Raw genomic sequence first — 22956 nt, forward strand, 5'->3', positions numbered from 1 at the left:
TTGAAAATGAACAGGCGGCAATTTTTAAGTATTGGAGGTGGTTTATTAATATTAACCGCATGTAGAAACAGCGAAAAGGATTTTTTTGAAAAAAAAGAATACGAATTTCCAATTCAGTTAGATTCTAATAGAGCCATTGGTCATTTGGTACATTCAGCAGTTTCTATGCCTGTTTCCGAAATCATAAAAACCGAAACACTGGTTGTTGGCGGCGGAATAGCAGGACTTTCAGCAGCGTGCTCATTAGCTTCAAACGATTTTATGATTTGTGAATTAGGTGCCGATATTGGTGGGACTTCAGGAGCTATTACAATTAATAAATCACTCTATACACAAGGTGCACATTACGATTTGGCGTATCCTACTAATTTTGGTAACGAAGGACTGGAGTTATTAGAAAAATTAAATATTATTTCATTTAGTTCGATCAATAATCAATGGGAATTTATTGAGAAACAACACCTTATTCCCAAACAGAAAGAAGAAGCTTGTTATATAAATGGCGAGATGAAACCTACTATTTTGCCTAAATCTGAATTAAGAAAAAATATGTTTTCTTTGTTTGAGGTGTATGATAATGAATTTCCGTTGCCCACAACACTGATTGATGCTAAGTGGAATCATTTGGATAAAATCACTTTTTTTGATTATCTAAACAAATACCTACCTATTACTTCCGATTTTATAGAGGCAATTGATTATCAATTATTGGATGATTATGGAGGAACATCCAAGCAAATTTCTGCATTGGCAGGAATCCATTATTACAAATGTCGTCCGTATGAAGAAGATGAAAAACGTCATGTTGAGTTATTTTCTCCTTTAGAAGGAAATTATTATTTCATTCAGAAAATGATGAAAAAAATAGATGCTAAAAACCTGTTTTGTAATCATTTAGTATTTGGTTTGCAACAACAAAAAGATACGTGGTTGGTTGATGTTTTGGATACTAAAAATATGACCAAAAAAAGCATCATTGCTAAAAATGTTATTTATGCTGGGCAAAAAAACGCATTGAAATATGTGCATCCAAAATCGTATCCTACTTTCAGTGATGTATCGTATACACCTTGGGTAGTTATTAACTTTGAACTTGATGATATCATTCTTGAAAACACAAAATGGCAAAATGATTTTATGTCACCTGATCCTTCTTTCTTAGGATTTGTAGATTCAAAAGTTCAGAACGCTACTAAAAGCAGAGTGTTAACAGTGTATTATTGTTTTCCAGATGTGCATCATTATGTAGTTCAGAAGTTTGAAGAAACACATAAAAGCATCGTGCATGATGCCTTAAAAAAAATAGGGCTTTACTACGGAAAAGATGTGAGCAAGCATGTGAAGAAAGCGTATGTGAAATTGTTGGGTCATGCAATGCCACTTCCTAAACCAGGATACATGACAAAGACAAGGGAATTAGTTACTAATAATTTGGCTTTTGCCGGAGTTGACACAGGGAGATTACCTTTACTTTTTGACGCAATGGATTCGGGAATTCAGGCTACTAAAAATATTATATACTAATACAAATCCCAATTCCCATCTAAATAATATCTGTAAAGTACGGGTGTATTTATCGTGTTTATTTCAACGCCAGTCGTATCAATCATAGGTTTTCCAAAGGAAGTCATCAATTTGATGGTTTCGTTAGTAAACCATTTGGTGTTGAGGTTTTTATACGAAGCATTTTCCATGATGTTGATCATTTTTTGCTTTGTCAATTTCTTACTTCCAATAATCCAGCCCCATTCTCCTAAAGTTAATACCTGATTGTGTAATTGTAGATTGTTAAATCCTGCGGCTTTCATCGTTTTGTCAATACAATAAAATGCTTTTGTTGCGTAGTATGGACTTCCAGCTTGCGTTATTAGATGACCATTTGGTCTCAGTGACTGATACGCCATTTGGTAAAATTCAAGTGAGTATAACTTGTTGAGTTCAATATTTTTTGCATCGGGAAGGTCAATAATAATAAGGTCATAATAATGATTCCGCTTTTCTAAAAAGGTAAAGCCGTCATCATTAATAATATCGACTTTTGCATCATGAAGTGATTTTTCATTGTACTTCACCAATCCTTCAAAATCTTTACCAAGTTTGGTCATAGCTGGATCTAAATCGACAACCGTAATTTTGTGTATATCTTCATATTTTAATAATTCTTTTACATTGAAGCCGTCTCCGCCGCCAATGATTAGAATGTCTTTATGTTCGGGCGTAAGCGCCATTACAGGATGCACCATCGGTTCATGATACAGAAATTCATCAAACGTACTTAACTGCTGATTCCCGTTGATATACAGCCAATAATGTTCCTGCCATTGTGTAACCGTAATCTTTTGATAGTTTGATTGTTCTTGATATACAATTTTGTCTTTGTATAGTGATTGTTCACTGTATAAAATGATCTTTTCAGATAGTACAAATCCAAAACTAATGATCACCATTAGAAAGCAAGCAATACCAATAAGCCACTTTTTTTCTTTGAAAATTAAAGCTCTAAAATTATACAATAATAACAAAGCGACTCCAAAGTTTAAAAACCCAAACACAAAAGCAGTGTTGGTAATTCCTAAATACGGCAATCCCCAAAAGGCAAATAATAATCCTCCAACAAGACTTCCTATGTAATCCCAGGATAAGATGTTGGAAATGTTTTTATCTAACGGTTCGTAGGTTTCATTTAATCTAGTAGCCAAAGGAATTTCAAAGCCAATACAAAAACCAACCAATAATGAAAGTCCATAAATGAGAATGTGAATAAATTCGGTTTTTGCCGCTAAAGAATAGACCAGGAGTGGAGCAAAGCTTATTAAAAGCGATAACGAAAATTCAATAAGTAAAAAGGTCGTTAGTAAGTTCTTTTTGACCAGACGACTTGCATGACTACCTAATCCCATAGCAAAGAGCATGAGCGATAACACAATTGTCCATTGAATGATGGTATCACCAATAAAATAGGATGCTAACGTAGATAAAATGAATTCCGAAACGAGTCCTGATATTCCTGTTGCAAAAATGGCAATTTTAAGCCAAAGTCCCTTATTCTTCATTGTTGTAGAAGTAAATTAGAAAACTTATGAAAAGCTTGCACAAATAAGTAAAGATCCTCCAATATACGCAAATGCTTCTATTACTGCTGCTCCGATATTTGGTTTCTCTTGATTTACGATTTCATCGGTAAGTTTTCTTTTAGGAAGTAAAATTTTATCTGTTAAAAACCTGACTATCGGGAGCATTAATAATCCGATTCCAGTTTCTAAGAGTAGGTTTTCACCAACAAGTATCCAGTTATCTGCTTCCATTTGAATCCCAAAACGAACAAGATTAGCAATGGCAATCACTGCTCCTGAAAATCCAATTCCTACGGCAACATTATCTTTTTCAATGTGTTTTAGTACATTATAAGGTGTAATAAGATTATACACAAAACCTACGAGCATAAAAACAACTTGAGCGATAGCCCACAAGATCATAATTTCAATAAAACTATCTTCATTACCAGACATTACTCCATAAAGAATAAGACCATTGGCAACACAGAAAGAACCTTCAATGATACCTGCTCCGGCATTTTGATCTTCTATAATTTCCTTTTTTAAAGAGAATTTTCTTAGAATTAATTTATCTGAAATAATGACAGACAGATTTAATAGAATGATAGAAAGTAATCCATAAACGGCAACATCAATAAGGTCCTCCGTAATGTGAGAGATTCCGTCACCTGAGTAAACTCCTAGTATTACGAGCACGAGTCCAATATAATAACCTACATTGGCAAACGAGAATGCTAAATTATCTTTCTCTACGAGTTCATCATCAACATTGATACTTCTATGGATAAGTTGATATATTATTTTACCAATAAAAAAAAGGGCAAAACTAACAACAAGATATATTACTGCTACTACAAGACTGTCTATTGTTTCTAAAATATTGAATTCCATACGCGTGTTATGTTAGATTCATGATTGAAAATTATTTACCATATCCTGACCCTCTGGATCTGCTACTACTGCCTGAACGACTTTTTGAAGATGACCATCCAGATTTTGAAGCACGCCTTTGGAAAAAATTAGGATTCGCTTTTCTTGTGGCAGCTGAGTTTGTACCGTAAAGTGTGCTACTTCCTGTTTTTGGACCATAATAATTTCTTCTACCATAATATCCGCCAGATGAATAGGTATTATAATCTCTTTGATATACAGGGCGTTGAATCATTCCAAACATTTGGTTCATAAACATATAGCGTCCGTAAAATGCCCAAAAACTACCGCCATTATGAGTACGCCATTCACCATATCTTTTATCGCCAACATATTTGTAACCTGGAGGCGCTGAGACTTTCGAAATTTTTCCCTCTGCATCTTTTTCTAGCACAGACATACCTAAGTTGTTTTCATTTTTCCAGAAAAAATCTTCACCTACTTCTACCCAATCTGTAGTTTCCTCGTATGGGGCATCTTCACCTTCCTCTTCTTTATGTTTTATGATTCTATATTTATGTTTGTAGGTTTTAAAGAAAGTACCATCAACATCCATGTCTTGTAAGATGATAGAAAATTCTTTTTCATTGGAAAATTCTACAATATAGTTATCTAAAGGAGTCTTTTTAAACTCTTTGCCTCCACATCCATATAATATTACGGACACTAAAGTCAGTAACATAATTAATTTTAGATTGTTTAGTTTTATCATCATATTATTTTAGATTGGAAGGATATTTGAGAATTCAATATCTTTTACATATTCTCCATATGAAACATCAAACTCTTCTTCCCCAGTTCTACTGACAGAAATAAAGTGTTTTTCTTTGGAGTTTTTATACGTCCAGTTTACCAATTCTGTATACGTTTCTTCATCTTCTCCCTCTTCGTTGCAATGTCCTTGACTAGATTCTGTCTTGGTATATATGCCATTTTTATACGTTATTTGACTAGGCGCGTCATCATTAGCAACAATCATTTTAAATAAATCGGGTTCTATTTCGGTAATATCTATTTTATTCCAAATAGAGCAAATTAAGCCATCATCATCTTCTACATATAAATATAGTGTTTCATCTCCCGAATCTAATAAATATTCACGGGCAAAAAAATTATTTCCCCAATCATAAAGATAGACTTTAGTGACTTCCCAACTTTTCATGAAATAGTCTACTACAAATCCTTTTTTTAATTCATCTAATGTAAAATCATTTTTTATAGCTGACTTATCTTTTTTAAAAAAACTGAATAATCCCATAATTAATCTTCTATTATTTTTTTTCCACAATGTTTACAAAAGCAAGGTCTTTCGTCGTTGTGGTTTTTTTCTTCTTTATGTTCTAAGTTACTTCCAAATCCATTTGCTAAAATACCTGCTGGGAGCGCAAACAACCCTACTCCTAAGATAGCAATAACGCCAGCCATTAATTTTCCTGTTTCAGTTATAGGATATACGTCTCCATATCCAACGGTAGTTAGTGTCGCAACTCCCCACCACATGGTTGCTGGAATACTGGAAAAAGCTTCTGGTTGTGCTTCGTTTTCTACATAATACATTAATGTAGACGATATAACAAGCAACATTAATACAGCAAAAAGAGAAATAGCCAATTGCTCTTTAGTAGATTGAATCACTTGCTTTAAGTGGCTAAAGGCTTTATTATATCTTGATAGTTTTAAAATTCTGAATAATCGAAGGATACGTATACCTCTTACAACTCTTGTGTCGAGACCTATAAAGAATGGAATATACGCTGGTAAGATCGCAACTAAATCAATAAGACTGTAAAATGAAAATAAGTATCTTAATCGACCACTTATGGGATTTTGATATTTTTTATTTTCAGTAATAGACCATATTCTAAAAAGATATTCAATACTAAATATAATAACAGAAAATATTTCAAAATAATTAAAAACTTGTTGATAATTTTCTCTTATTGCTAAGACAGATTCTAAAACTACCGCTAGAATATTTAGTAAGATTAAGGATATAATAAAAACGTCTACTCTGTGACTCCATTTGTCATCAGGCGTTCCTTTTTCTAAAATTTCATAAGTTCGTTTTTTGAAACTTTGATAGCTCATATTAACTTATTGTAGTTTTAATAATGCCACGCGTAATACTTTTATAACTGTGATCTTTTGAATTTAATTGCTCTTTTAAAAAGTCATACGCTTTCATATAATCCATTCCAGAATTACACGTAAAAAAATCGACAGCAGCATATCCATGTTCTGGCCACGTATGAATAGCCAAATGACTTTCAGCAACGACTATTACACCAGTAACTCCTTGAGGAGAAAATTGATGAAATACTGACTTTATAATTGTTGCTTTTGAAACTTCTGCAGCCTTGTTCATCGCATGTTCTAAAAACACCAAATCATTAAGAACTTCAGCAGTACACTCATTAAACTCCATTAAAATATGTAGTCCTAATCCATTATTCATTATAGATAAAATATTTTTTATATTTATTTATAAAACAAAAGAAGGGCAATTGCCCTTCTCTTGCAAATTTTAATGCATCTATCAGTATTATTTTAATAGATTAGTTCCTTTACTAGCTGCCATTTTTGCTTTTAAAGCGGCAAGACTGTTTGCTGAATCTGATTGCGAATCGCTTCCAATTGCATTATCGATTTCATCGTCTAATGATCTTGTTTCATTTGCAATGCTTCCATATGCTTCAGACAAAGCTTCTTCTTGAGATACTTTATCTTTCATTCTTTCTAGCATTGATATAGTATCAGAAGAGTCTATGTTAGCCATTTGTTTGTTGAGGTTTTTCGTTGCTGTCGCAACTTTTACTCTAGCTTTTAATGTTTTAAGCTCGTTTTCCCAAGAACTGATTTTAGTTCGTAATGTTTTCACACTATTTTCAAGATTTGAAACATTATTTCCAAATTGTTCTTGTTGTTGACTTGTTCTTGCAACATGTTCTTCACATTCAGCTTTCTTATTGAGAGCTTCACTTGCTAAACGGTCTGCTTCTTCAGCAGAAATTTGTCCTGATTCTGCTTTCTGAATCAATAACATAGCTTTGCGCTCATAATCTGCGGCACGATCAGCTTCTTTTTTAGTATCGTTTTTTGATCTAATTTGCATGGCTTTCACTTCAGCAAGAGACTTTAGACAGTTTTCTAAATCTTTTTTCATGTCTCTAATACCTTGTTCCGTCATTTTTATAGGATCTTCCAATTTGTCTATAACTGCATTGGTTTCTGCTTTACCTATTGTAAAAAGTCTTTTAAATAAACTCATTTTTTTTGTGATTTTAATTTCTTGAAAATTTTATTAATTCATCAGAATACTCAGACAGAAGTAGGCTTAAAGAGTTCAAAGAACCTTCCAATTCGTTTTTGTCTAAATTCATGATTTGAAGTGTATCTCTGAAAATGACTTTCTTTCCAGATTCATCTAAAACGAAAGCGCCATGAATGATATCTCTATTTTTCATTAGGAGGCTTTGGAAAACTTCAGAAGATGTCGAATTTAATTCCAATAAATATTGCTCTATAATTAAAATCGGATCTGCACAACCGATAGCACAATTTTTAATTCCAGATGCTTCATCATTGATAATAATAATTTGGTCTTCCTCAATTGAATTACTTATGGTGTACCCTAAGTCTAAAACAAAGTCTTTAACTTTGTGAAAATTGTTTTCCATTCTAATTTAGTTTTTTAAATACATAATTTTTGATCGATCTTGATTGCAAATATAAATAAATAAACTATAATTGCTAATATTTTTAGCAAAAATATATTATATTGCCTAATAATTACAAAAAGAATATGTCTAAAATAGGTGCAAACATTAGAAAAATTAGATTAACAAAAGGCTACAGTCAAACACAGTTTGCTGAGCTTTTTGGCTTAACGAGAGCAAGTATCGGTGCGTATGAAGAAGGTAGAGCAGAACCAAAGATTGATGCGGTTATTGAGATAGCTAAATATTTTAGCATATCATTAGATGTTATTTTTACAAAAAATGTAACTGTAAATCAGTTGACTAACTTTAATATAGCGGTAACTAAAGATGTAGCCAAGAGTAAAAGTACTTCTGAAAATACACTACAATTAAATTATATTGATTTTGATGCACTCTCAGATAAGAAAAGTTTAGTGGCGCATTTTGAAAAAAAGCAAACGCTAGATAAAATTGATTTTCCAAAAATAATAGGCAAAGCTGATACCTACTTCAACTTTAAAAAAGGTTTGATTGAAGGTGTACATAACCAAAACATAAAAGGACTTATTTGTTTGCGTGTAGCCAAACCTGCTGTAAACGCAATTGTAGTAATGGTTTCTTCCAATAAAATTATTGTAGGGAACTATATTAGCGGCACTTCTACAGTATCAATAAAACTAGTAAATACTACTGAAATTAAAACGTATAAAGGAGTTAAATTTTTCTTTGAAATAAAATTATTTATTACTTCAGATTTAGATATTTTAAATTATTTAGACGCAAGACTTTCTAAAATAGAAGAACAATTAAGCCAAATAAAATCATAGCTTACTTTTAAATCTTAAAAAAATAAATTGCTAAATAAATTAGTAAGTGTCATCAGCCTTCTTAACGGAAGGCTTTTTTTGTTTAAGAGGTTTTTGATCTCTTCAAATCTCCTTGCTTTTTATTTTTTACAAAATACGATAGCTCCACAAGTTGAATATGAATCTACCAGCGAGAGAAAAGTATCCCCAGAATTTATAGTGTTATCTTTTTCGAAGTCTTTAAGGTTTATAAGGATATCTCCGGCTAATGTGTGACCAAACCTTCCAATATTATCGTAAAACCCTTTGTCTGGCTTACAACCAGCCATTCTAAGAAATAATTTATTCGTAGGCAGTGAATAATTACTAGTAAATACTTTTTTGATGTTCGCAGCGGTTAACGTATTCTCCTTAAGGATAGCACGGCTGATACGATGAATGATTTTAAATTTTTCCATTGAATACTCATGTTCGTGAGTTTCTGAATTCTTCGCCCATAAAGATGGTGAATTTTCATTGATCACACTGCAAATGTCAAAGTCACCATTCCCTGGTTTACTTAGCATACAACTTACAGCTCCATCGCTGAAAATTGAGGTATCTCGATCCATTTTTCGCTTTTCGTCTTCTCCAGTTATCATATCAGAACAGACCAAAAGGACATTGTTTGCCATTCCTGAGGCAATCATACTTACGCCTACTTGCAAACCAGTGATGATATTAGCACAATCAGAAAGAGAAATACCGATTGGTAATGCCTTGTGTAAACCAGCTCTCAACAGCAATTTGTTGATATCAATTACATTAATACGATACCCTCTTGTAGCATTTTCAGACACATATAAAACCACATCAATTTCATCTTTCTTTACAGAAGTAGCGTTGAGCGTTTTTTCGATTGCATTAAAGCAAAGTTCAATACTTGATATTTCAGATTTTGCAAAGTAATTCGCACCTGCTTTTTTATAGATATTTAATTGATTCGGATCATTTTTTAAAAAATCTAACGTATCAATATTTTTACTTTTTCCTAAGTCATATTCAATTGCTGAAAGAGAAGCGATTTTTTTCATTTGTTTTTTTAATCTATTAATTATGAAATTGAAGCATGAAACCTATTCATAGATCACATACTTTTCTCTCATAACCTTGTATTTCGACAATTCTGGTTCCCAACTTGCTCTGATCTCTTCTTCAGAGACTCCGTTTATGATCTGTTTTTTTAGATTGACAGTGCCAGCTAATTTATCGAAATCTCCCATTTGTGAACTCTGAGATTTATCAAAAAACTTCTCTTTGTCAGGATAATTCTTGTAGAACTCTATTAACCATTTGAGGTTGATTTTCTTTGTTTCAAGCAATTGTTTAATGTCATAATCTCTTAAGTCTATTCCATAACAGGTTTTATCCATGTGTAATGGACTTGTGCTCATACCAGGGATGCTTTTTGGAGTAAATGAGAATGTATATTGATCTTTTAATTTAGGATTTCCTAATACCGTAAATGGCATATACGTTCCTCTTCCTTGACTAATTATTGTTCCTTCAAATAAACATAGTGAAGGGTAGAGCATAATAGATGGTTGCGTGTTGAGGTTTGGTGATGGACTTACGGGTAATTCATAATACGTTGAATGTGTGTAATTTTTAAGTGATATTACGCGTATTTTGCATTTGGCTTTATTTGGTAGCCAACCTTCTCCGTTGATCATTTGTGCAAATTCCCCCATTGTCATTCCATGCGTTATAGGTATTGGAAATTTTCCTATTCCCGACTTCAGCTTCATGTCTAAAACAGGTCCATCTACATAACCATTTGGATTTGGACGATCTAAGATGATCAATTCCTTATTGTTTTCTGCGCAAGCTTCCATAATATCATAAAGCTTGTTTATATACGTGAAAAATCTACAACCAACATCTTGGATATCAAATACAATCAAATCCAATTCATCCATTTGCTTCTTTGTCGGTTTTCTTGTTCCTCCGTATAAAGATATAATAGGAATTCCTGTGGTAGGATCAACTTCATCTTTTATGGAAACTCCATTACCCGCGTTTGATCGAAAACCATGTTCGGGACCAAAAATGTATTTTATGTTGACATTGTGAGAGAGCAAACTATCTACCAGAGAAGTATTTTCAATGATTGAAGAAGTATTCACTAAAAGCCCCACTTTTTTGTCTTTTAGATACGGTAAGTACTCGTTTATTTGATCCGCACCTGTTCGGATTTTAGGCAGATCAACTGTTAAAACTCCATGCTGATTTGCTGTTAGAATTTTATGCTGATCAACGCTTTCAGGAGTGGCGGTCTTTAGGTTTGTAAAAAGTAACAAAGGAATAATTATAAGTAGACCTAAAATTATTAAAACCCTAAAATATTTCATAATTTGTATTTAAAATGATAGTAGTATTTTCAAATGCCCTATTTTAGGACTTTAGAATTGAAATATAGTGCAAAAGAAATAAATATAGTGCAAAATGGATAATAATCAGAATCTTTTAAAAGAAAAAATAGCGAAGGCATTAACTGAAGTTCTGTCAAGAAATGTAGCGCCAAATGAATTAACGAATGAAGTTGATCTGATTGATGAAATTGGATTGAATTCATTACAGTTTCTAGAATTTATATTAGAATTAGAGAATGAGTTTGATGTTGAAATTGATGTAGGGAGTTTGGATCTGCGATATTTTAAGAAGTATGAGTATATAGAGAAGTTTATCAAGGAATGCATAGAGAAAAATAATACTAATTGATTGTAATAGAATAAGAAAGGGTATTCAGTTTATTTCATAACTATCTGTTTATGAGAAAATTGTCTTAGAATTGAATTTTAATCAACCTAATGTTTAAAAAATTAGCTACACCAAAGGTTTTGACATCTCTTTTCGGGTTTGGAGTCTATTTTCCAGCTCGGATTGTTGCGAATAGTTTGAATGCAGCCGGATTTGACAGCGAAGTTTTGCTTATTGAACATTTCTTCACCGACGCAAAAAGAAAGACGTATGAAGCGTCAAAAACTGCTTATAGCAAAAACTATAAACTTGCCAAATTAGCTACTAAACTTTCTATTGATTCCTCAGACATGTTTGACACGGCTAAGGTTGAAACATTGTTTAAAAGATGGAAAGAGGAAAAGATTTCTGAATTTTTGTGTTTTTCTGGACTTTGGTTAGACTTACTGTCTTTATATTCCAAGTATAATCCACAACTCAGTGTGAAATTATGCAGACTAGATGCTGGTGATGCCGTAACATGGAGAACTAATGATGAGATTGTTATACAGGAAACATATTCTTTTTTGGATCTTCCCGAAGGAAAAATAAATTATAAACTATCAATACCAACGCTACATTATATTCCTTACAGCGAAAGGACAGCATCGGTTGTGATTCACGGAGGCGGATGGGGACTTGGAGATTTTTTGGAAACAACGCAGCAATTGCCTGAAAATATCATCAAGAAGATCTTAGTAAAAGATTTTTCTAACGATGTTCTTCAAAAAGGAAAAACTACTTTTTATATAAATGATCCCGATTGGAATCCTATTAATAATTCAGATGTGTCTTATTTCCCAAGACTCGGTGAAATTAGTTCAAAGGATACTATCGTATATGCTATTAATGATGAGTATCATGCTGTGTTAGATTTAATTGTCGATAGCAAAGCAATTATTTCCAAACCGGGAGGAATGACGATCGTAGATTCTATTATTACAGGAACTCCATTGCTATATCTTGATCCCATGGGAGAAAATGAAGAAGGAAATCAACTCTTAATTGAACGGCTGAAAATTGGCACTTCCTTCAAGGCATGGCAGCAAGAAAATTTTTCAAATAAAATGCTTGTGGAATTTCATGAGAATATTGAAAGGATAAAAATTGACCTGCCAGATTTGACTTCAAAAATAATAGCTGATCTCGAAAGATAAAAGTAAAAAAAATAATTTTCAGTATTTTAAGACAAATGTCAAATCGAGCGCAGTCGAGATTCAATAAAAAACAGTCGTGTTCTTTAGCTTCTCGACTGCGCTCGAAGTGACAAAAGTTGTTTTTATTTATCAGCGAGCGAGTTTAGTAAGAATTTTTGAGAATACTCAATTTCCGTTTTCAAAATAGAATTAATTGGTTTGTAGTCTATATTCGTGTTGAATAAATCGGCTACATCTTCACTTTTTTCAATAACTCTATTTTCAAGGTTAATTCTCTTCAAGAAATCTAAGCATTTGTTTTTTCGGTGGCTATTTAGGAACATCATAAAATCTCTTTGAAACTTTACAGAGAAAAGTAAACCATGAAACATACATGTAACTACCATATTGGCATTTTTCATATAGCCCATCCACTGAAAAGGAGATAATGTGATGATGTTTTTATCGCACCAATCATACGGTTTTCCTAAAGAAATTATGGTGAGATTTTTTTCTTTTGCAATCTTTTTTATACTCGCTATGACATCTTGCGAAGGTTCAAGCTTATCAGAATAAAATATAATGTAGTTTTTGATAGATGGTTCCTTAATCTCTTTATTGAAATTATATATTAAGGTTGGGTCTAAAACTAAATGAGGTCCTTTTTTAGCATCCGGACGCGCTAATTTAGCGAAGTTTAAGGTGTTGTGATCTCTAGCACCGACATGTTTAAAATTCTTCATTAATCTTAAAATTGACCTTGGATGCTGTTTGTCGAAATTATCGGGTCCTAAACTTGCGGCATACGCAATGATGGTTTCTGCATTTATATTATCAGAGAAATAGGTAGTATCCAAACCTCCCCATTCTTGTGTATAACACCAAATTTGATCACTACCAATGATAACTTTATCAGACTTAATATTTTTAAGATCCGTCGACACGCATATCGGTTTTGTCCTTTTTAGTTTTCGTTGGTGACGTTTAAAATTTAAAACCTTACCCAAGATTCTAAGACGTAATATGAAATTTTGAGCACCTAGCTTTAGCTCTTCATTAAATTCATTTTTGATGCTTTTCTTACTTCTGTAATTTAAGAATTCATTTTCTAATCCATTCGCTATTAAAAACTTATGTAATGCATAGGCTTGTAAATAAGCTCCGTAATTGTAGCAGTCAAAAAATGTTAATATTCTAATCATAATTAATGTGTAATCTAATTATTCGTTTGTTGTATGTTCAAAATAGGTGCTTTGAACAAAGATGGTCAATTGTTTTCGGTTTTGGAATTTTTTTATTGTTTCTAGTTTTCTGACTATTTAGTTTAGGAACGTTTTATTTTTATAATGATATATATTTTAAGAAAATATTTTAGTAATATTCATTCTTTTTATTCTAACTTGTCTGCTTATTCATATAAATATTTAAAATCATGAAAAAAAAGAAATTAAAAATTTTAAAACTTAACAAAAGTGCAGTTTCAATCTTCGACTCAATTTTAGGAGGTAGAGAAAATTGTTCTGATGGAGAAACTTGTCCTGATAATGGACTAAATAAACCAATCAGAAATTCATAACATTATAGACTGTTATACACACCAAGATGCATCTTGGTGTTGGGTAATAAATAAATAAAAGAGGCTGTCTGAAAAGCTTTAAAAAGCGTCATTCTGAACTTGATTCAGAATCTCATCATACTGATTTTCAATGATTATGAGAAACCGAATCAAGTTCGGTTTGACGAAACTTTGACTTTTTAGACAGCCTCTTTTTATGATAGTAAACGTTCGTAATTTTTAGTCTCTATGTATTCTATACCAAGAAGCGCTTCAATATATTTTAAGAAAATATTCTAGTAACATTCATTCTTTTTATTCTAACTTGTATGCTTATTAATTTAAATATTTAAAATCATGAAAAAAAAGAAGCTTAAAACTTTAAGACTTAACAAAAGTGCAATTTCAGTCTTCGACTCAATTTTAGGAGGTAGAGCAGATTGTTCTGATGGAGGAACTTGTAATGATAAACCAATTGAACCAGCTAATAATTCTGACATTATGGACTGTTATACACAACAAGATGCATCTTGGTGTTGGGAATAAAAAAAATAAAAAGCAAACTTCGGTTTGCTTTTTTTATGAAGTAAACATTCGTAATTTTTAGTCTCTATGTATTCTATACCAAGAAGCGCTTCAATATTTTTTAAGAAAATATTCTAGTAACATTAATTCTTTTATTCTAACTTGTATGATTATTAATTTAAATATTTCAAATCATGAAAAAAAAGAAATTAAAAGTTTTAAAACTTAACAAAAATTCAATTTCAATTTTTGACTCAATTTTAGGAGGTAGAATAAATTGTTCTGATGGAGAAACTTGTAATGAGCCAGTAAATGCTTCTGATATTCAGCACTGTTATACAAAACAAGATGTATCTATGTGTTGGGAATAAATAAAATGGAAAAAGCAAACTTCGGTTTGCTTTTTTTATGATAGTAAAATTTAGTAGCTTTAAAGTAAACGATTACATAATTTACAGTGGATTATAATGCAATATTTTAGTGATTTAACGAATACAATATCAAAAATTAACACTGCTAGTTTACTGTCAGTTAGCGATCGTATTTTAAACTGTTACAACCGAAAAGGAACTATCTACATTTTCGGAAATGGCGGAAGTGGCGCTACAGCTTCTCATGTAGCTGGCGATTATTTAAAAACGATAAAAGGATTGCGTATCGTTTGTTTAAATGATAATACAACGGTTGTATCAGCCATTGCAAACGACATTCACTATGAAGAAATTTTCAGAGAACAATTAAAAAACATCTTACTAGCACAAGATTTAGTTATTGCAATATCAGGAAGTGGAAATTCCAAAAACATTATAAACGCTATTGAGTATGCGAATTTAGTAGGAGTAGAGACGATAGGTTTTTGTGGCTTTGATGGAGGCGATTTGAAAATTAAAGCAAGCAAAAACATACATATTCCAATTCATGATATGGAAATAACAGAAGATTTACATCTTTCTTGTTTTCATGCAATCAAAAGAGATATTGCAAATAACTTGCTTACTAATCCTCGATAGTTTTCTCAAAAACCAACAGTTCAATCTTCTTTTCAGTAACTTCAAGTTGAGTTATTTCTATTTCTTTTTCATCAATAATTGTATAGCATCTGTTATAAATTTCAAACAAAATAGCTAAGATCTCATTGATTTGAAAATCCAATAGATATCCAAAATGAAGTGATACATAGAAATTGGGTGTATAGGTTTGTAGAAAATCTTTCATAGCAGGAATTACGATATATTCTCCACCTTCAATATCCATTTTTATCAAAGCGATACGATTCGCATCAATGGTATGTTTGGTAATGGTTGTTTCAATAGTAGTAGCAGCTACTTCTACAATGTTTTCGGTACGCGATTTATAGGTTCCTCTTTGTCCTTCAGTTGCATGTTCTGATAGAAAAGATGTGTCATTCACTAAGATGGTAGATTCACTATTTCCCATTTCCCAATTGCCGCCAAACTTAATTTTCCCATTATGAGCCGCCAATGCTTTTTTCTCAAGAATCACATGTTCAAAATCATTGATTAGGATATTATATTCTAAGGTCAATAATGCGATCGGATCCGCTTCAAAACAAACTATTTTTTCATAAAGCTTAGCTGCAAATAATACCGTAGGACCAATCCAGGCGCCAACATCAAGATATATTTTATCGGTGGCAGCATATTTTTCTAAAATGATAAATGTTTCTTCTTCCCAATCTCTATTTTGAATACAATCTGTAAAAAAACCATTTGGACAATACCCAGCAACTCTGTGATTGTCTAAAACTTTAAATGTTACATTTCTTTTCTTAATGGTTTTTTCCACAATACATATTTTTTAAATCAATGTGTCTTGAAAAATAACTTTCGTTCCGTTTTCTTCAAAAGAGAAATCAAATTTTCGATAGGTTGGTTGTAAACGATCAATAAGTGCCGCTTGGTATTTTTCTTCGCAATAAAAAAGCATAAAACCGCTTGTACCAGCACCTAAAAGTTTCCCGCCTGTTGCACCATTTTTTAAGGCAACATCGTACACCGTATTAATCTCATCATTTGATATTTGATTGGAAATAGATTTTTTTAGTAACCAACCTTCGTGAAGTATAGAACCGAAGTCTTCCATAGATTCTCTTTCCAACGCATTTTTTAAATCGTAGACTAAATCAGTCAGTTGAATTAAGACATCTTTCTTCTTTTCATATTCATACGATTTTAAAATACTTTTGGTAGATTTTCTACTTCCAATATAGAATAAAACGAGTTTTTTGTTGAGTGCTGTTTTAAAATCAGCATTTAATAGTATTGGAGTTTGAATCACTTCGCCATTTTTCAAAAACTCAAACATATTCAAACCTCCATAACTTGCCGCATATTGATCTTGTTTTCCAATAGAAGTATATAATGATCTTTCTATTTCGTATGCTTTTTTAGCAATTTCATTTTTATCTATGAGCGCTCCATTTTGTGCAGCTAAATTGTGTAAAACACCTACTGTAAATGAGGAAGAAGATCCCATTCCGGTTCCAGAAACAATATCCGCAATAGACGAAAGTTCGATGCCATTACTCACATTCATTTCCGTAAATATTCTTTTTAAGAGTTCATGCTTTATGTCATTAATACTTGTAATAGTTTCTGTCTGAGAATACTTAAGTCTTATTTGAGTCTTGTCAAAAAAAGGATGTGAACTAATGTACATATACTTATTTATGGACGTACTCAAAACGGCACCTTTGTGTTGCTGGTAAAATTCAGGAATATCTGTGCCGCCTCCAACAAAGCTAATTCTAAAAGGTGTTCGTGTAATAATCATGAGTTGGTTAGTATTTGTTGAACTGCTTCCAGTAAATTATGAGCTTTTGAGGTAGGAGTAACTGTAATTTCTTCATCTGATGTACCTACCAAAATGGTTTTTACGTGTGCGTTTGTACCGCATTCAATATCTCTCCACGTATCTCCAATGAAATATGATTTTTGTACATCAATATTGAATTGTGCAACGGCTTTATCAACCATTCCCGTTTTGGGTTTTCTGCAATTGCAATCTTGTTTATAGGCTACATTTTCACCTTTAAATCCTTTATCAGGATGATGCGGACAAAAGAATATAGCATCTAGTTTTACTCCTGAATCGCCTAAGACAAATTCTAATGTATGGTGAATTTTTTGTAATTCTTCTAGAGAACATAATCCTCTCGCAACTACTGGCTGATTCGTAATTACAATAGCGAGATAATCGGATGCGTTGATTTTCTTAATTGCTTGAATGGCATTTTCAAAAACAACTAATTGTTCTGGTTTACTAATATAACCCGCCAATTTGTTAATCACACCATCTCTATCAATAAAGATAGCTTTTTGTTTCTGTTCTAAATTCTTAGCTTGAACAATTCCGTTTGCAAAATCTTTTCGAACTTTTTCAATACGATCTGGCGTGCCCATATCTTTCAAATATTCGGGCGTATTGTATGCGTACATGTTCAGTTTATCAATGATATTCGGAAAGATATCTTTTCCAAAATCAGCTTTTATTCCTTCAATTAAAAAAGGAAATAATTTAGGTGTAAAAAGATATAAACCAGCATTTGAAATATTTGGATGTACAGCATCCAGATTTCTTAAATGTTTAGGGTAAAACTCAATAATTTTATCGGATGTATTCACGCCTAATAAATCACTGTCTTTTGGATGATCTGTAGGATGAACGACTAAAGTAGCATCTGATTTATTTTTTGAATGAAATTTTGAGATTCGGTGTAAATCTACATCTAACATAATATCTCCATAAAGCACAAAAAAATTTGCTGTCAATAAATGTTCAATTTCTTTAATTCCGCCAACAGTTCCTAGCTCTTTACTTTCTTTATGAACAACTATTTTTAAGTGTTTTTGCGTCTTTATTTCTTGTAGAGAATCTTCTATTTGCTCATACAAATAATTTGTAATAATATAAATTTCTGTAATCCCATATTTAGATAGTAAAGCAATTTGATGATGTAATATTGGGATCCCATTTATGAGTTGTAAGGACTTAGGAATTTTCTTAGAAATATTTCCAAGCCTTGTACCTTTTCCGCCAGCTAATATTACAGCTTTTTGTACCATTTATATTATTTATTTTTATACTTTTAGTGTCAAAATTAGACGAAGTTATGGTTTTCAAATATGGGATTAATTTCTTAATTATTGTACTGTTTTCAATAAATACTTATGCACAGACAACTTTTTCCATACAGGGAACTGTTTTAGATCAACAAAAAAAATCTCCTATTGAATTAACTACAATATCATTAATCCTTAAAGATAAAATATTTCAAAAAGTTACCTCAGATAAGGAAGGAAAATTTTCACTAAAAGAAATAGAAAAAGGGAGTTATGTGCTTAAATTTCAAAGTCCTGGCTATACAGATTTAATCATTCCAATACATAAATTATCGTCTAATTTGATGCTGAATGAAATCCTATTAGAAGAAAAAATAGAAACCCTAGATGCAGTTGTCATAGAAGGCACAAGCGATAAGTTGATAGAGAAAAAAATGGGGAAAATCATTATCCGAGTGGATAGTGACATTATGAATGAAGGTGCATCTATAACAGACATTATGGAAAACATTCCTTCAGTAGATATTGATGAAAACGGTACTATTTTAATGCGTGGAAGTACAGATGTACGGATCTATATAGATGGAAAACCAGCGCAGATAAGCTTAGATCAAATGTCGCCTGTTAATATTTCAAAAATAGAATTGATTACGTCTCCATCAGCAAAGTGGGATGCGGACGGTTCAAGCATTATAAATGTAATTTTAAAAAAGAATAGAGAAAGAGGATTAAATATTAATGGTAATTTTAGTTACACTCAAGGAATTTTTGCAAAATATAGATCAAGTCTTTCCGCTAATTATACGATTGATAAATTTAGTTTCAACAGTACACTCTCCTATAATAAAAGTAAAAATTTCTTTGGAGGAAGAACGGAAGATTTTCTAAATGATATCCTGCAAATAACAGAAAACATAAACAGATCAGATGACCGAGCATTTACTTTTGGAGTTGATTATTTCTTGGACGATAAAAACCAGTTTTTTGTAAACTATAAACGTAACTTTTCTTCACCAGAAGCTATTTCAAGCTTTGTTGTAAATGATATAGACAGGAATTTTCATGAAACAGATTATAAGTATAACAATCATGATTTGAGTGTTGGATACAAGAAAATTTTAGATGGAGAAAATCACTTTTTAGACATTGAAGCGTACTTTTCATGGTCGCCTAGTGATAGTGAATCCGAAAGAATATCTGAAGATAATTTAGGAAACAATACACTTTTGTATGACTATAACGGAAGTGGAAATTTTGCGCAGTTCAATGTAGATTATCAAAAAGAAATTTCTTCGAAACATTCATTTGATCTCGGAGTGCAATCGAGTTTTCAAGATATTGATCAATTCTTACAAAATACAAGTATAAACAATCCAACATTTCCTGACTTTGCGTTAGATTATAATTTCTCAAGAAATATACTAGCTGGATATTTTAATTATAATGGAACCTTTAATAAATGGAGCTTAAGAGCCGGATTGAGAACGGAATATGTAAAGCGTGAATTGGCATTAAATACAGATAATTTTGACTACGATTATACACAGGTCTATCCAAACGTATTAGTTTCTAATACGATAAATGATGCAAATTCAATCTCATTGAGTTACAATCGAAGATTGGTAAGACCGCAGCATTGGCAACTCACAACGATTCCAAAATATTTTTCTCCTACATCATTTGCGGTTCGGAATCCTGAATTACAACCTTCTTACATCAACGTACTGGAGTTGTCTCATTATTATCAAAAAAAGGGATTCAGCCTATCAACGACTGTTTACTATACAAACATGAATGATAGAATCTCTCACATACAAAGACCATCAGATGCGAATTCGGATATCTATATCTTCACGCTGGAAAATATTGAAAGTGATAATGCGTATGGTTTGGAAGTATCGAGTAGGTGGAAGATAAATAATTGGTATACCACAACAAATACTTTGGACGTAAACACTGCTGTGATAAGAACCATCATAGACGATCAAATAGTCGAAAGAGATTTCACATCTTATTATTTAAGAAGCTACAACAGGTTTAAATGGAATAAGAATAACTTCCAACTTAACTTCAGGCATAAAGGAAATGCCGTTTTCCCACAAGGTAAGAGGAATCCTTACGGTAAAGTTGATTTTGGATATAACAGAAAAATCTTCAGCGGAAATGGAAGTATCGCAATTCAGGTGTACGATATATTCAATACCTACAATCCAGAATATGAAATAAGAACAGACAATGCCTATCGATTAGGGCTGTTTGAGCCTGAATCAAGAAGGTTGCGGGTAACATTTTCATACAATTTCAAATCAAATAAGACTAAAAATATTAGACGTAAAAAGCGAAATTCAATTGAAAGAAGGGACGTAAATGGCGTCCAGTTTTAACAGTATTTTCTTGTTATCTTATCTTATAAAGTCTATATTTGGTAGTAATTATTCTTATAAGAAACAAATAAAATTATCATTATGAATCATTCGAAAAAAGAGTTAAGCGCTTTAAAACAAGCCATGCTAACTAAATTAGAAGAAGCTAATTTAGTTGGAGGAAGATTATTAGCAGGATGCTGCACACAAGGATGTTGTGGAGAAGAAGAAGAAGGTGGTGTAAGAACAAACAGTAGCGCTGCTAGTAGTGCTGCCGGTAGTGCTGATACTCCAAGTTAATAGTAGTGTACTTAAAGCTTGAAAAAACTAAAAACTATTAGTTTAATTAATTAGCGAATGTATTTTTAACATTCGCTTTTTTTTATTTAAAGAATTTCTACAATGAAAAAAAGGGAAAAAGTATGGTTTCCGATAGCGCTCTCTGATTTAGAAAAAGAAGCACTAAAAAAATTAAAATCCACCATAAAAGAAACTCCACAAAAATTAGATGTTAACTTGCTTGAAAAAGTAGATAAAAAAGTAAATATCTTATTAAAAAATAATGTCAATACAATAGTCGAAAGAAATAGTTTGCCCAACTTATCACATTTAATATGTGGTTGGGGAAATTTCACGTATGAAGGCGCACCTATTGTTGAAAAAATGGAAGACTTTATCTTCTACAAAAATAATGAACCTTACATAAAACAATGCGATCCTGAAGGAGATTTTCATCCGTGGCAATCTTTGGCATACACAAGTATGGCAGGCGTTGATTTTAATACTGTTAAAGTTAAAAATCATTCCTTAAAAGACTTAGCATTCAACAGTGTTTGGATCAATAAAAACAAAGGAGAAGAATTAGGACATTTGCTTTTTGCATTTGCAAATAATTACGAACAAAACGATTTAAAAAGTACTTTCTATCTAAACGGAGTTTCACATGATTTAGAAGCACTAATACACAGAGCAATTGATGCGCATGATTACGGAGGATTTGAAGTCTGTCGTAAATTTCATTTATCAGAAGGCTTATGTGCGATAACAGCTAAAGTATCTCAATTAGAGAAATACAAACCAGATGCGCAACGGTTTTTAGATGGTCAGACAGAAATGGTTGGATTGATACAGCTGATCTTTGAGCAAATACTCAATGAAGATGGAGATCTTGCTTTGCTAACTTCCATAAGAGATAAAATGGTGATTCTGAGCTATTTTGAAAATCATGTGTATTACTTAGGACATGCTATTGAAAATGCTTGTTTTGGAATGCTGAATGGCTTCAAAATTGATATGGTTCATTACAATTTAATGATCAAAGCTGTAAATACAGCAAACCGATTTTTATATCACTTCGGATTAGACGCTATTAGCTTTTTAGAAAGTTTCCTTTCCTTAGGACATTACAGAAGAGCATCATTGCTATTACTAGAAATTTCAAAAAATATAGATGAAAATCTCAATATAAATGCTGATTTTAATATCAATGAAAAACTAAAACTATATACGGTTGATTTAGATGCGATTCAAGAAGAGAATCCAGCATCTGCTTCCCAAGATGTAGATGAACAACATTACAAAGAATACTTTTTATTCTCCGTAAAAGACTACAACGTTTTACCAAGACTAAATGAAGTGTTAGAAAACGAAATTTTAAAAGAAAGTGCCCTAGAATTAAAAGGTGGTTTTGAACACTTTAGAAGATACCATCCTAACAAATGGCCACGTTCTGTTCATTTTGAAATCGTGCAGTACACGCATGATGATTCAATTGGAGTAGAACTTCACATAGAAGATGTAGCATACAAAGATTTATTTTCAGACTTAGAAGAAATACATCAATACATTCAAGCAAACGTACCAGAATTAGAAGTCTTAATCGATAAAAATTGGTACAATTGCGGACGTTTGCACATGGCATATACTAAAGAAGTTGCTACCGATAAAATTATTGAAGACTTCATAAAATTAATAGCCCTAAGTGAAGAAAAAATATCCAACAAAATGCAAGAATTAGAAGTATAAAA

25 protein-coding genes are annotated in these 22956 nt (G+C 32.0%); 11 read left to right on the forward strand and 14 right to left on the reverse strand.

Annotation, left to right across the window (positions count from 1 at the left end; all coding sequences use genetic code 11):
• Positions 1 to 6 precede the first annotated feature (6 nt).
• Positions 7 to 1524 (forward strand): NAD(P)-binding protein, encoded by a 1518-nt coding sequence (locus H2O64_RS05245; protein WP_187561105.1) that lies wholly within the window; start codon positions 7 to 9, stop codon positions 1522 to 1524.
• On the opposite strand, the gene H2O64_RS05250 is transcribed toward H2O64_RS05245, so the two are convergent.
• From H2O64_RS05250 to H2O64_RS05285, 8 genes are all read right to left on the reverse strand, one after another.
• The gene (locus H2O64_RS05250; protein ID WP_187561106.1) at positions 1521 to 3053 is read right to left on the reverse strand and encodes a polyamine aminopropyltransferase; all 1533 of its coding nucleotides are present in this window, start codon (positions 3051 to 3053) and stop codon (positions 1521 to 1523) included. The genes H2O64_RS05245 and H2O64_RS05250 overlap by 4 nt on opposite strands.
• A 24-nt stretch (positions 3054 to 3077) precedes the next feature.
• A complete protein-coding gene (locus tag H2O64_RS05255; RefSeq protein ID WP_187561107.1) occupies positions 3078 to 3947 on the reverse strand; it encodes a DUF350 domain-containing protein in 870 nt (289 codons plus the stop codon).
• Between the two features lie 31 nt (positions 3948 to 3978).
• Entirely contained in the window at positions 3979 to 4701 is a 723-nt protein-coding gene (locus H2O64_RS05260) for a hypothetical protein (protein WP_187561108.1), read from the reverse strand.
• 6 nt (positions 4702 to 4707) lie between these two features.
• Complete coding sequence (locus H2O64_RS05265) at positions 4708 to 5244, reverse strand: DUF4178 domain-containing protein (protein ID WP_187561109.1); 537 nt, start codon at positions 5242 to 5244, stop codon at positions 4708 to 4710.
• A 2-nt stretch (positions 5245 to 5246) separates the two neighbouring features.
• Complete coding sequence (locus H2O64_RS05270; protein WP_187561110.1) at positions 5247 to 6074, reverse strand: ion transporter; 828 nt, start codon at positions 6072 to 6074, stop codon at positions 5247 to 5249.
• A gap of 1 nt (position 6075) precedes the next feature.
• Positions 6076 to 6441, reverse strand: coding sequence for an adenosylmethionine decarboxylase (gene speD, locus H2O64_RS05275; RefSeq protein ID WP_187561111.1), 366 nt, complete (start codon positions 6439 to 6441; stop codon positions 6076 to 6078).
• Between the two features lie 87 nt (positions 6442 to 6528).
• Complete coding sequence (locus tag H2O64_RS05280; protein ID WP_187561112.1) at positions 6529 to 7254, reverse strand: PspA/IM30 family protein; 726 nt, start codon at positions 7252 to 7254, stop codon at positions 6529 to 6531.
• A 13-nt stretch (positions 7255 to 7267) separates the two neighbouring features.
• Positions 7268 to 7663 carry a molecular chaperone Tir gene (locus H2O64_RS05285; RefSeq protein WP_187561113.1) on the reverse strand — a complete coding sequence of 132 codons (396 nt, stop codon included), beginning with the start codon at positions 7661 to 7663 and terminating at the stop codon, positions 7268 to 7270.
• Positions 7664 to 7788: 125 nt separating this feature from the next.
• On the opposite strand from H2O64_RS05285, the gene H2O64_RS05290 reads away from it, so the two are divergent.
• Positions 7789 to 8511: a helix-turn-helix transcriptional regulator gene (locus H2O64_RS05290; RefSeq protein ID WP_187561114.1), complete on the forward strand. Its 723-nt coding sequence runs from the start codon at positions 7789 to 7791 to the stop codon at positions 8509 to 8511.
• Between the two features lie 119 nt (positions 8512 to 8630).
• Here the strand turns inward: H2O64_RS05290 and H2O64_RS05295 are convergent, their stop codons facing one another.
• Together H2O64_RS05295 and H2O64_RS05300 are read right to left on the reverse strand one after the other, a co-directional pair.
• Positions 8631 to 9563, reverse strand: coding sequence for a hypothetical protein (locus tag H2O64_RS05295; RefSeq protein WP_187561115.1), 933 nt, complete (start codon positions 9561 to 9563; stop codon positions 8631 to 8633).
• 42 nt (positions 9564 to 9605) lie between these two features.
• Entirely contained in the window at positions 9606 to 10880 is a 1275-nt protein-coding gene (locus H2O64_RS05300) for an exo-beta-N-acetylmuramidase NamZ family protein (RefSeq protein WP_187561116.1), read from the reverse strand.
• Positions 10881 to 10974: 94 nt separating this feature from the next.
• Between H2O64_RS05300 and H2O64_RS05305 the strand changes: the two genes are divergently transcribed.
• Together H2O64_RS05305 and H2O64_RS05310 are read left to right on the forward strand one after the other, a co-directional pair.
• Positions 10975 to 11250, forward strand: a complete 276-nt coding sequence (locus tag H2O64_RS05305) for an acyl carrier protein (protein ID WP_187561117.1) — start codon at positions 10975 to 10977, stop codon at positions 11248 to 11250.
• Between the two features lie 119 nt (positions 11251 to 11369).
• Complete coding sequence (locus H2O64_RS05310) at positions 11370 to 12425, forward strand: glycosyltransferase family protein (protein ID WP_187561118.1); 1056 nt, start codon at positions 11370 to 11372, stop codon at positions 12423 to 12425.
• A 122-nt stretch (positions 12426 to 12547) separates the two neighbouring features.
• Here the strand turns inward: H2O64_RS05310 and H2O64_RS05315 are convergent, their stop codons facing one another.
• Positions 12548 to 13606: a polysaccharide pyruvyl transferase family protein gene (locus tag H2O64_RS05315; RefSeq protein WP_187561119.1), complete on the reverse strand. Its 1059-nt coding sequence runs from the start codon at positions 13604 to 13606 to the stop codon at positions 12548 to 12550.
• Positions 13607 to 13836: 230 nt separating this feature from the next.
• On the opposite strand from H2O64_RS05315, the gene H2O64_RS05320 reads away from it, so the two are divergent.
• The 4 genes from H2O64_RS05320 to H2O64_RS05335 all read left to right on the forward strand — a co-directional run bounded on the left by H2O64_RS05320 (position 13837) and on the right by H2O64_RS05335 (position 15494).
• Positions 13837 to 13980, forward strand: coding sequence for a hypothetical protein (locus H2O64_RS05320; protein ID WP_187561120.1), 144 nt, complete (start codon positions 13837 to 13839; stop codon positions 13978 to 13980).
• A gap of 336 nt (positions 13981 to 14316) precedes the next feature.
• Complete coding sequence (locus H2O64_RS05325) at positions 14317 to 14505, forward strand: hypothetical protein (RefSeq protein WP_187561121.1); 189 nt, start codon at positions 14317 to 14319, stop codon at positions 14503 to 14505.
• 173 nt (positions 14506 to 14678) lie between these two features.
• Entirely contained in the window at positions 14679 to 14855 is a 177-nt protein-coding gene (locus tag H2O64_RS05330; protein WP_187561122.1) for a hypothetical protein, read from the forward strand.
• A 96-nt stretch (positions 14856 to 14951) separates the two neighbouring features.
• A complete protein-coding gene (locus H2O64_RS05335; protein WP_187561123.1) occupies positions 14952 to 15494 on the forward strand; it encodes a D-sedoheptulose-7-phosphate isomerase in 543 nt (180 codons plus the stop codon).
• Here the strand turns inward: H2O64_RS05335 and H2O64_RS05340 are convergent.
• The 3 genes from H2O64_RS05340 to H2O64_RS05350 are packed head-to-tail and all read right to left on the reverse strand — an operon-like array spanning position 15481 to position 18569.
• A complete protein-coding gene (locus H2O64_RS05340; RefSeq protein ID WP_187561124.1) occupies positions 15481 to 16290 on the reverse strand; it encodes an FkbM family methyltransferase in 810 nt (269 codons plus the stop codon). The genes H2O64_RS05335 and H2O64_RS05340 overlap by 14 nt on opposite strands.
• Before the next feature lie 12 nt (positions 16291 to 16302).
• Positions 16303 to 17277 (reverse strand): GHMP family kinase ATP-binding protein, encoded by a 975-nt coding sequence (locus tag H2O64_RS05345; protein ID WP_187561125.1) that lies wholly within the window; start codon positions 17275 to 17277, stop codon positions 16303 to 16305.
• Positions 17274 to 18569, reverse strand: coding sequence for an HAD-IIIA family hydrolase (locus tag H2O64_RS05350; protein WP_187561126.1), 1296 nt, complete (start codon positions 18567 to 18569; stop codon positions 17274 to 17276). Before H2O64_RS05350 ends, H2O64_RS05345 begins: the two co-directional genes overlap by 4 nt.
• Positions 18570 to 18616: 47 nt before the next feature.
• Here H2O64_RS05350 and H2O64_RS05355 point away from each other — a divergent pair, with 47 nt between their 5' ends.
• The 3 genes from H2O64_RS05355 (at position 18617) to H2O64_RS05365 (ending at position 22954) form a co-directional block, all read left to right on the forward strand.
• Positions 18617 to 20950 carry an outer membrane beta-barrel family protein gene (locus H2O64_RS05355; RefSeq protein WP_187561127.1) on the forward strand — a complete coding sequence of 778 codons (2334 nt, stop codon included), beginning with the start codon at positions 18617 to 18619 and terminating at the stop codon, positions 20948 to 20950.
• Between the two features lie 81 nt (positions 20951 to 21031).
• Positions 21032 to 21229 (forward strand): hypothetical protein, encoded by a 198-nt coding sequence (locus tag H2O64_RS05360; RefSeq protein WP_187561128.1) that lies wholly within the window; start codon positions 21032 to 21034, stop codon positions 21227 to 21229.
• Positions 21230 to 21331: 102 nt separating this feature from the next.
• Positions 21332 to 22954: a hypothetical protein gene (locus H2O64_RS05365; protein ID WP_187561129.1), complete on the forward strand. Its 1623-nt coding sequence runs from the start codon at positions 21332 to 21334 to the stop codon at positions 22952 to 22954.
• Positions 22955 to 22956: the final 2 nt, after the last annotated feature.

It is taken from the genome of Kordia aestuariivivens (assembly GCF_014397005.1).
GTDB classification, from domain to species: domain Bacteria; phylum Bacteroidota; class Bacteroidia; order Flavobacteriales; family Flavobacteriaceae; genus Kordia; species Kordia aestuariivivens.

Excerpts from the sequence above, each read along its gene's own strand:
- H2O64_RS05265 (WP_187561109.1), bottom strand. The coding sequence starts at position 5,244 with ATGGGATTATTCAGTTTTTTTAAAAAAGATAAGTCAGCTATAAAAAAT.
- H2O64_RS05290 (WP_187561114.1), top strand. The coding sequence starts at position 7,789 with ATGTCTAAAATAGGTGCAAACATTAGAAAAATTAGATTAACAAAAGGC.
- H2O64_RS05285 (WP_187561113.1), bottom strand. The coding sequence starts at position 7,663 with ATGGAAAACAATTTTCACAAAGTTAAAGACTTTGTTTTAGACTTAGGG.
- H2O64_RS05245 (WP_187561105.1), top strand. The coding sequence starts at position 7 with ATGAACAGGCGGCAATTTTTAAGTATTGGAGGTGGTTTATTAATATTA.
- H2O64_RS05335 (WP_187561123.1), top strand. The coding sequence starts at position 14,952 with ATGCAATATTTTAGTGATTTAACGAATACAATATCAAAAATTAACACT.
- H2O64_RS05260 (WP_187561108.1), bottom strand. The coding sequence starts at position 4,701 with ATGATGATAAAACTAAACAATCTAAAATTAATTATGTTACTGACTTTA.
- speD (WP_187561111.1), bottom strand. The coding sequence starts at position 6,441 with ATGAATAATGGATTAGGACTACATATTTTAATGGAGTTTAATGAGTGT.
- H2O64_RS05330 (WP_187561122.1), top strand. The coding sequence starts at position 14,679 with ATGAAAAAAAAGAAATTAAAAGTTTTAAAACTTAACAAAAATTCAATT.
- H2O64_RS05300 (WP_187561116.1), bottom strand. The coding sequence starts at position 10,880 with ATGAAATATTTTAGGGTTTTAATAATTTTAGGTCTACTTATAATTATT.
- H2O64_RS05360 (WP_187561128.1), top strand. The coding sequence starts at position 21,032 with ATGAATCATTCGAAAAAAGAGTTAAGCGCTTTAAAACAAGCCATGCTA.
- H2O64_RS05255 (WP_187561107.1), bottom strand. The coding sequence starts at position 3,947 with ATGGAATTCAATATTTTAGAAACAATAGACAGTCTTGTAGTAGCAGTA.
- H2O64_RS05365 (WP_187561129.1), top strand. The coding sequence starts at position 21,332 with ATGAAAAAAAGGGAAAAAGTATGGTTTCCGATAGCGCTCTCTGATTTA.
- H2O64_RS05315 (WP_187561119.1), bottom strand. The coding sequence starts at position 13,606 with ATGATTAGAATATTAACATTTTTTGACTGCTACAATTACGGAGCTTAT.
- H2O64_RS05270 (WP_187561110.1), bottom strand. The coding sequence starts at position 6,074 with ATGAGCTATCAAAGTTTCAAAAAACGAACTTATGAAATTTTAGAAAAA.
- H2O64_RS05320 (WP_187561120.1), top strand. The coding sequence starts at position 13,837 with ATGAAAAAAAAGAAATTAAAAATTTTAAAACTTAACAAAAGTGCAGTT.
- H2O64_RS05280 (WP_187561112.1), bottom strand. The coding sequence starts at position 7,254 with ATGAGTTTATTTAAAAGACTTTTTACAATAGGTAAAGCAGAAACCAAT.
- H2O64_RS05325 (WP_187561121.1), top strand. The coding sequence starts at position 14,317 with ATGAAAAAAAAGAAGCTTAAAACTTTAAGACTTAACAAAAGTGCAATT.
- H2O64_RS05350 (WP_187561126.1), bottom strand. The coding sequence starts at position 18,569 with ATGGTACAAAAAGCTGTAATATTAGCTGGCGGAAAAGGTACAAGGCTT.
- H2O64_RS05345 (WP_187561125.1), bottom strand. The coding sequence starts at position 17,277 with ATGATTATTACACGAACACCTTTTAGAATTAGCTTTGTTGGAGGCGGC.
- H2O64_RS05295 (WP_187561115.1), bottom strand. The coding sequence starts at position 9,563 with ATGAAAAAAATCGCTTCTCTTTCAGCAATTGAATATGACTTAGGAAAA.
- H2O64_RS05250 (WP_187561106.1), bottom strand. The coding sequence starts at position 3,053 with ATGAAGAATAAGGGACTTTGGCTTAAAATTGCCATTTTTGCAACAGGA.
- H2O64_RS05355 (WP_187561127.1), top strand. The coding sequence starts at position 18,617 with ATGGTTTTCAAATATGGGATTAATTTCTTAATTATTGTACTGTTTTCA.
- H2O64_RS05305 (WP_187561117.1), top strand. The coding sequence starts at position 10,975 with ATGGATAATAATCAGAATCTTTTAAAAGAAAAAATAGCGAAGGCATTA.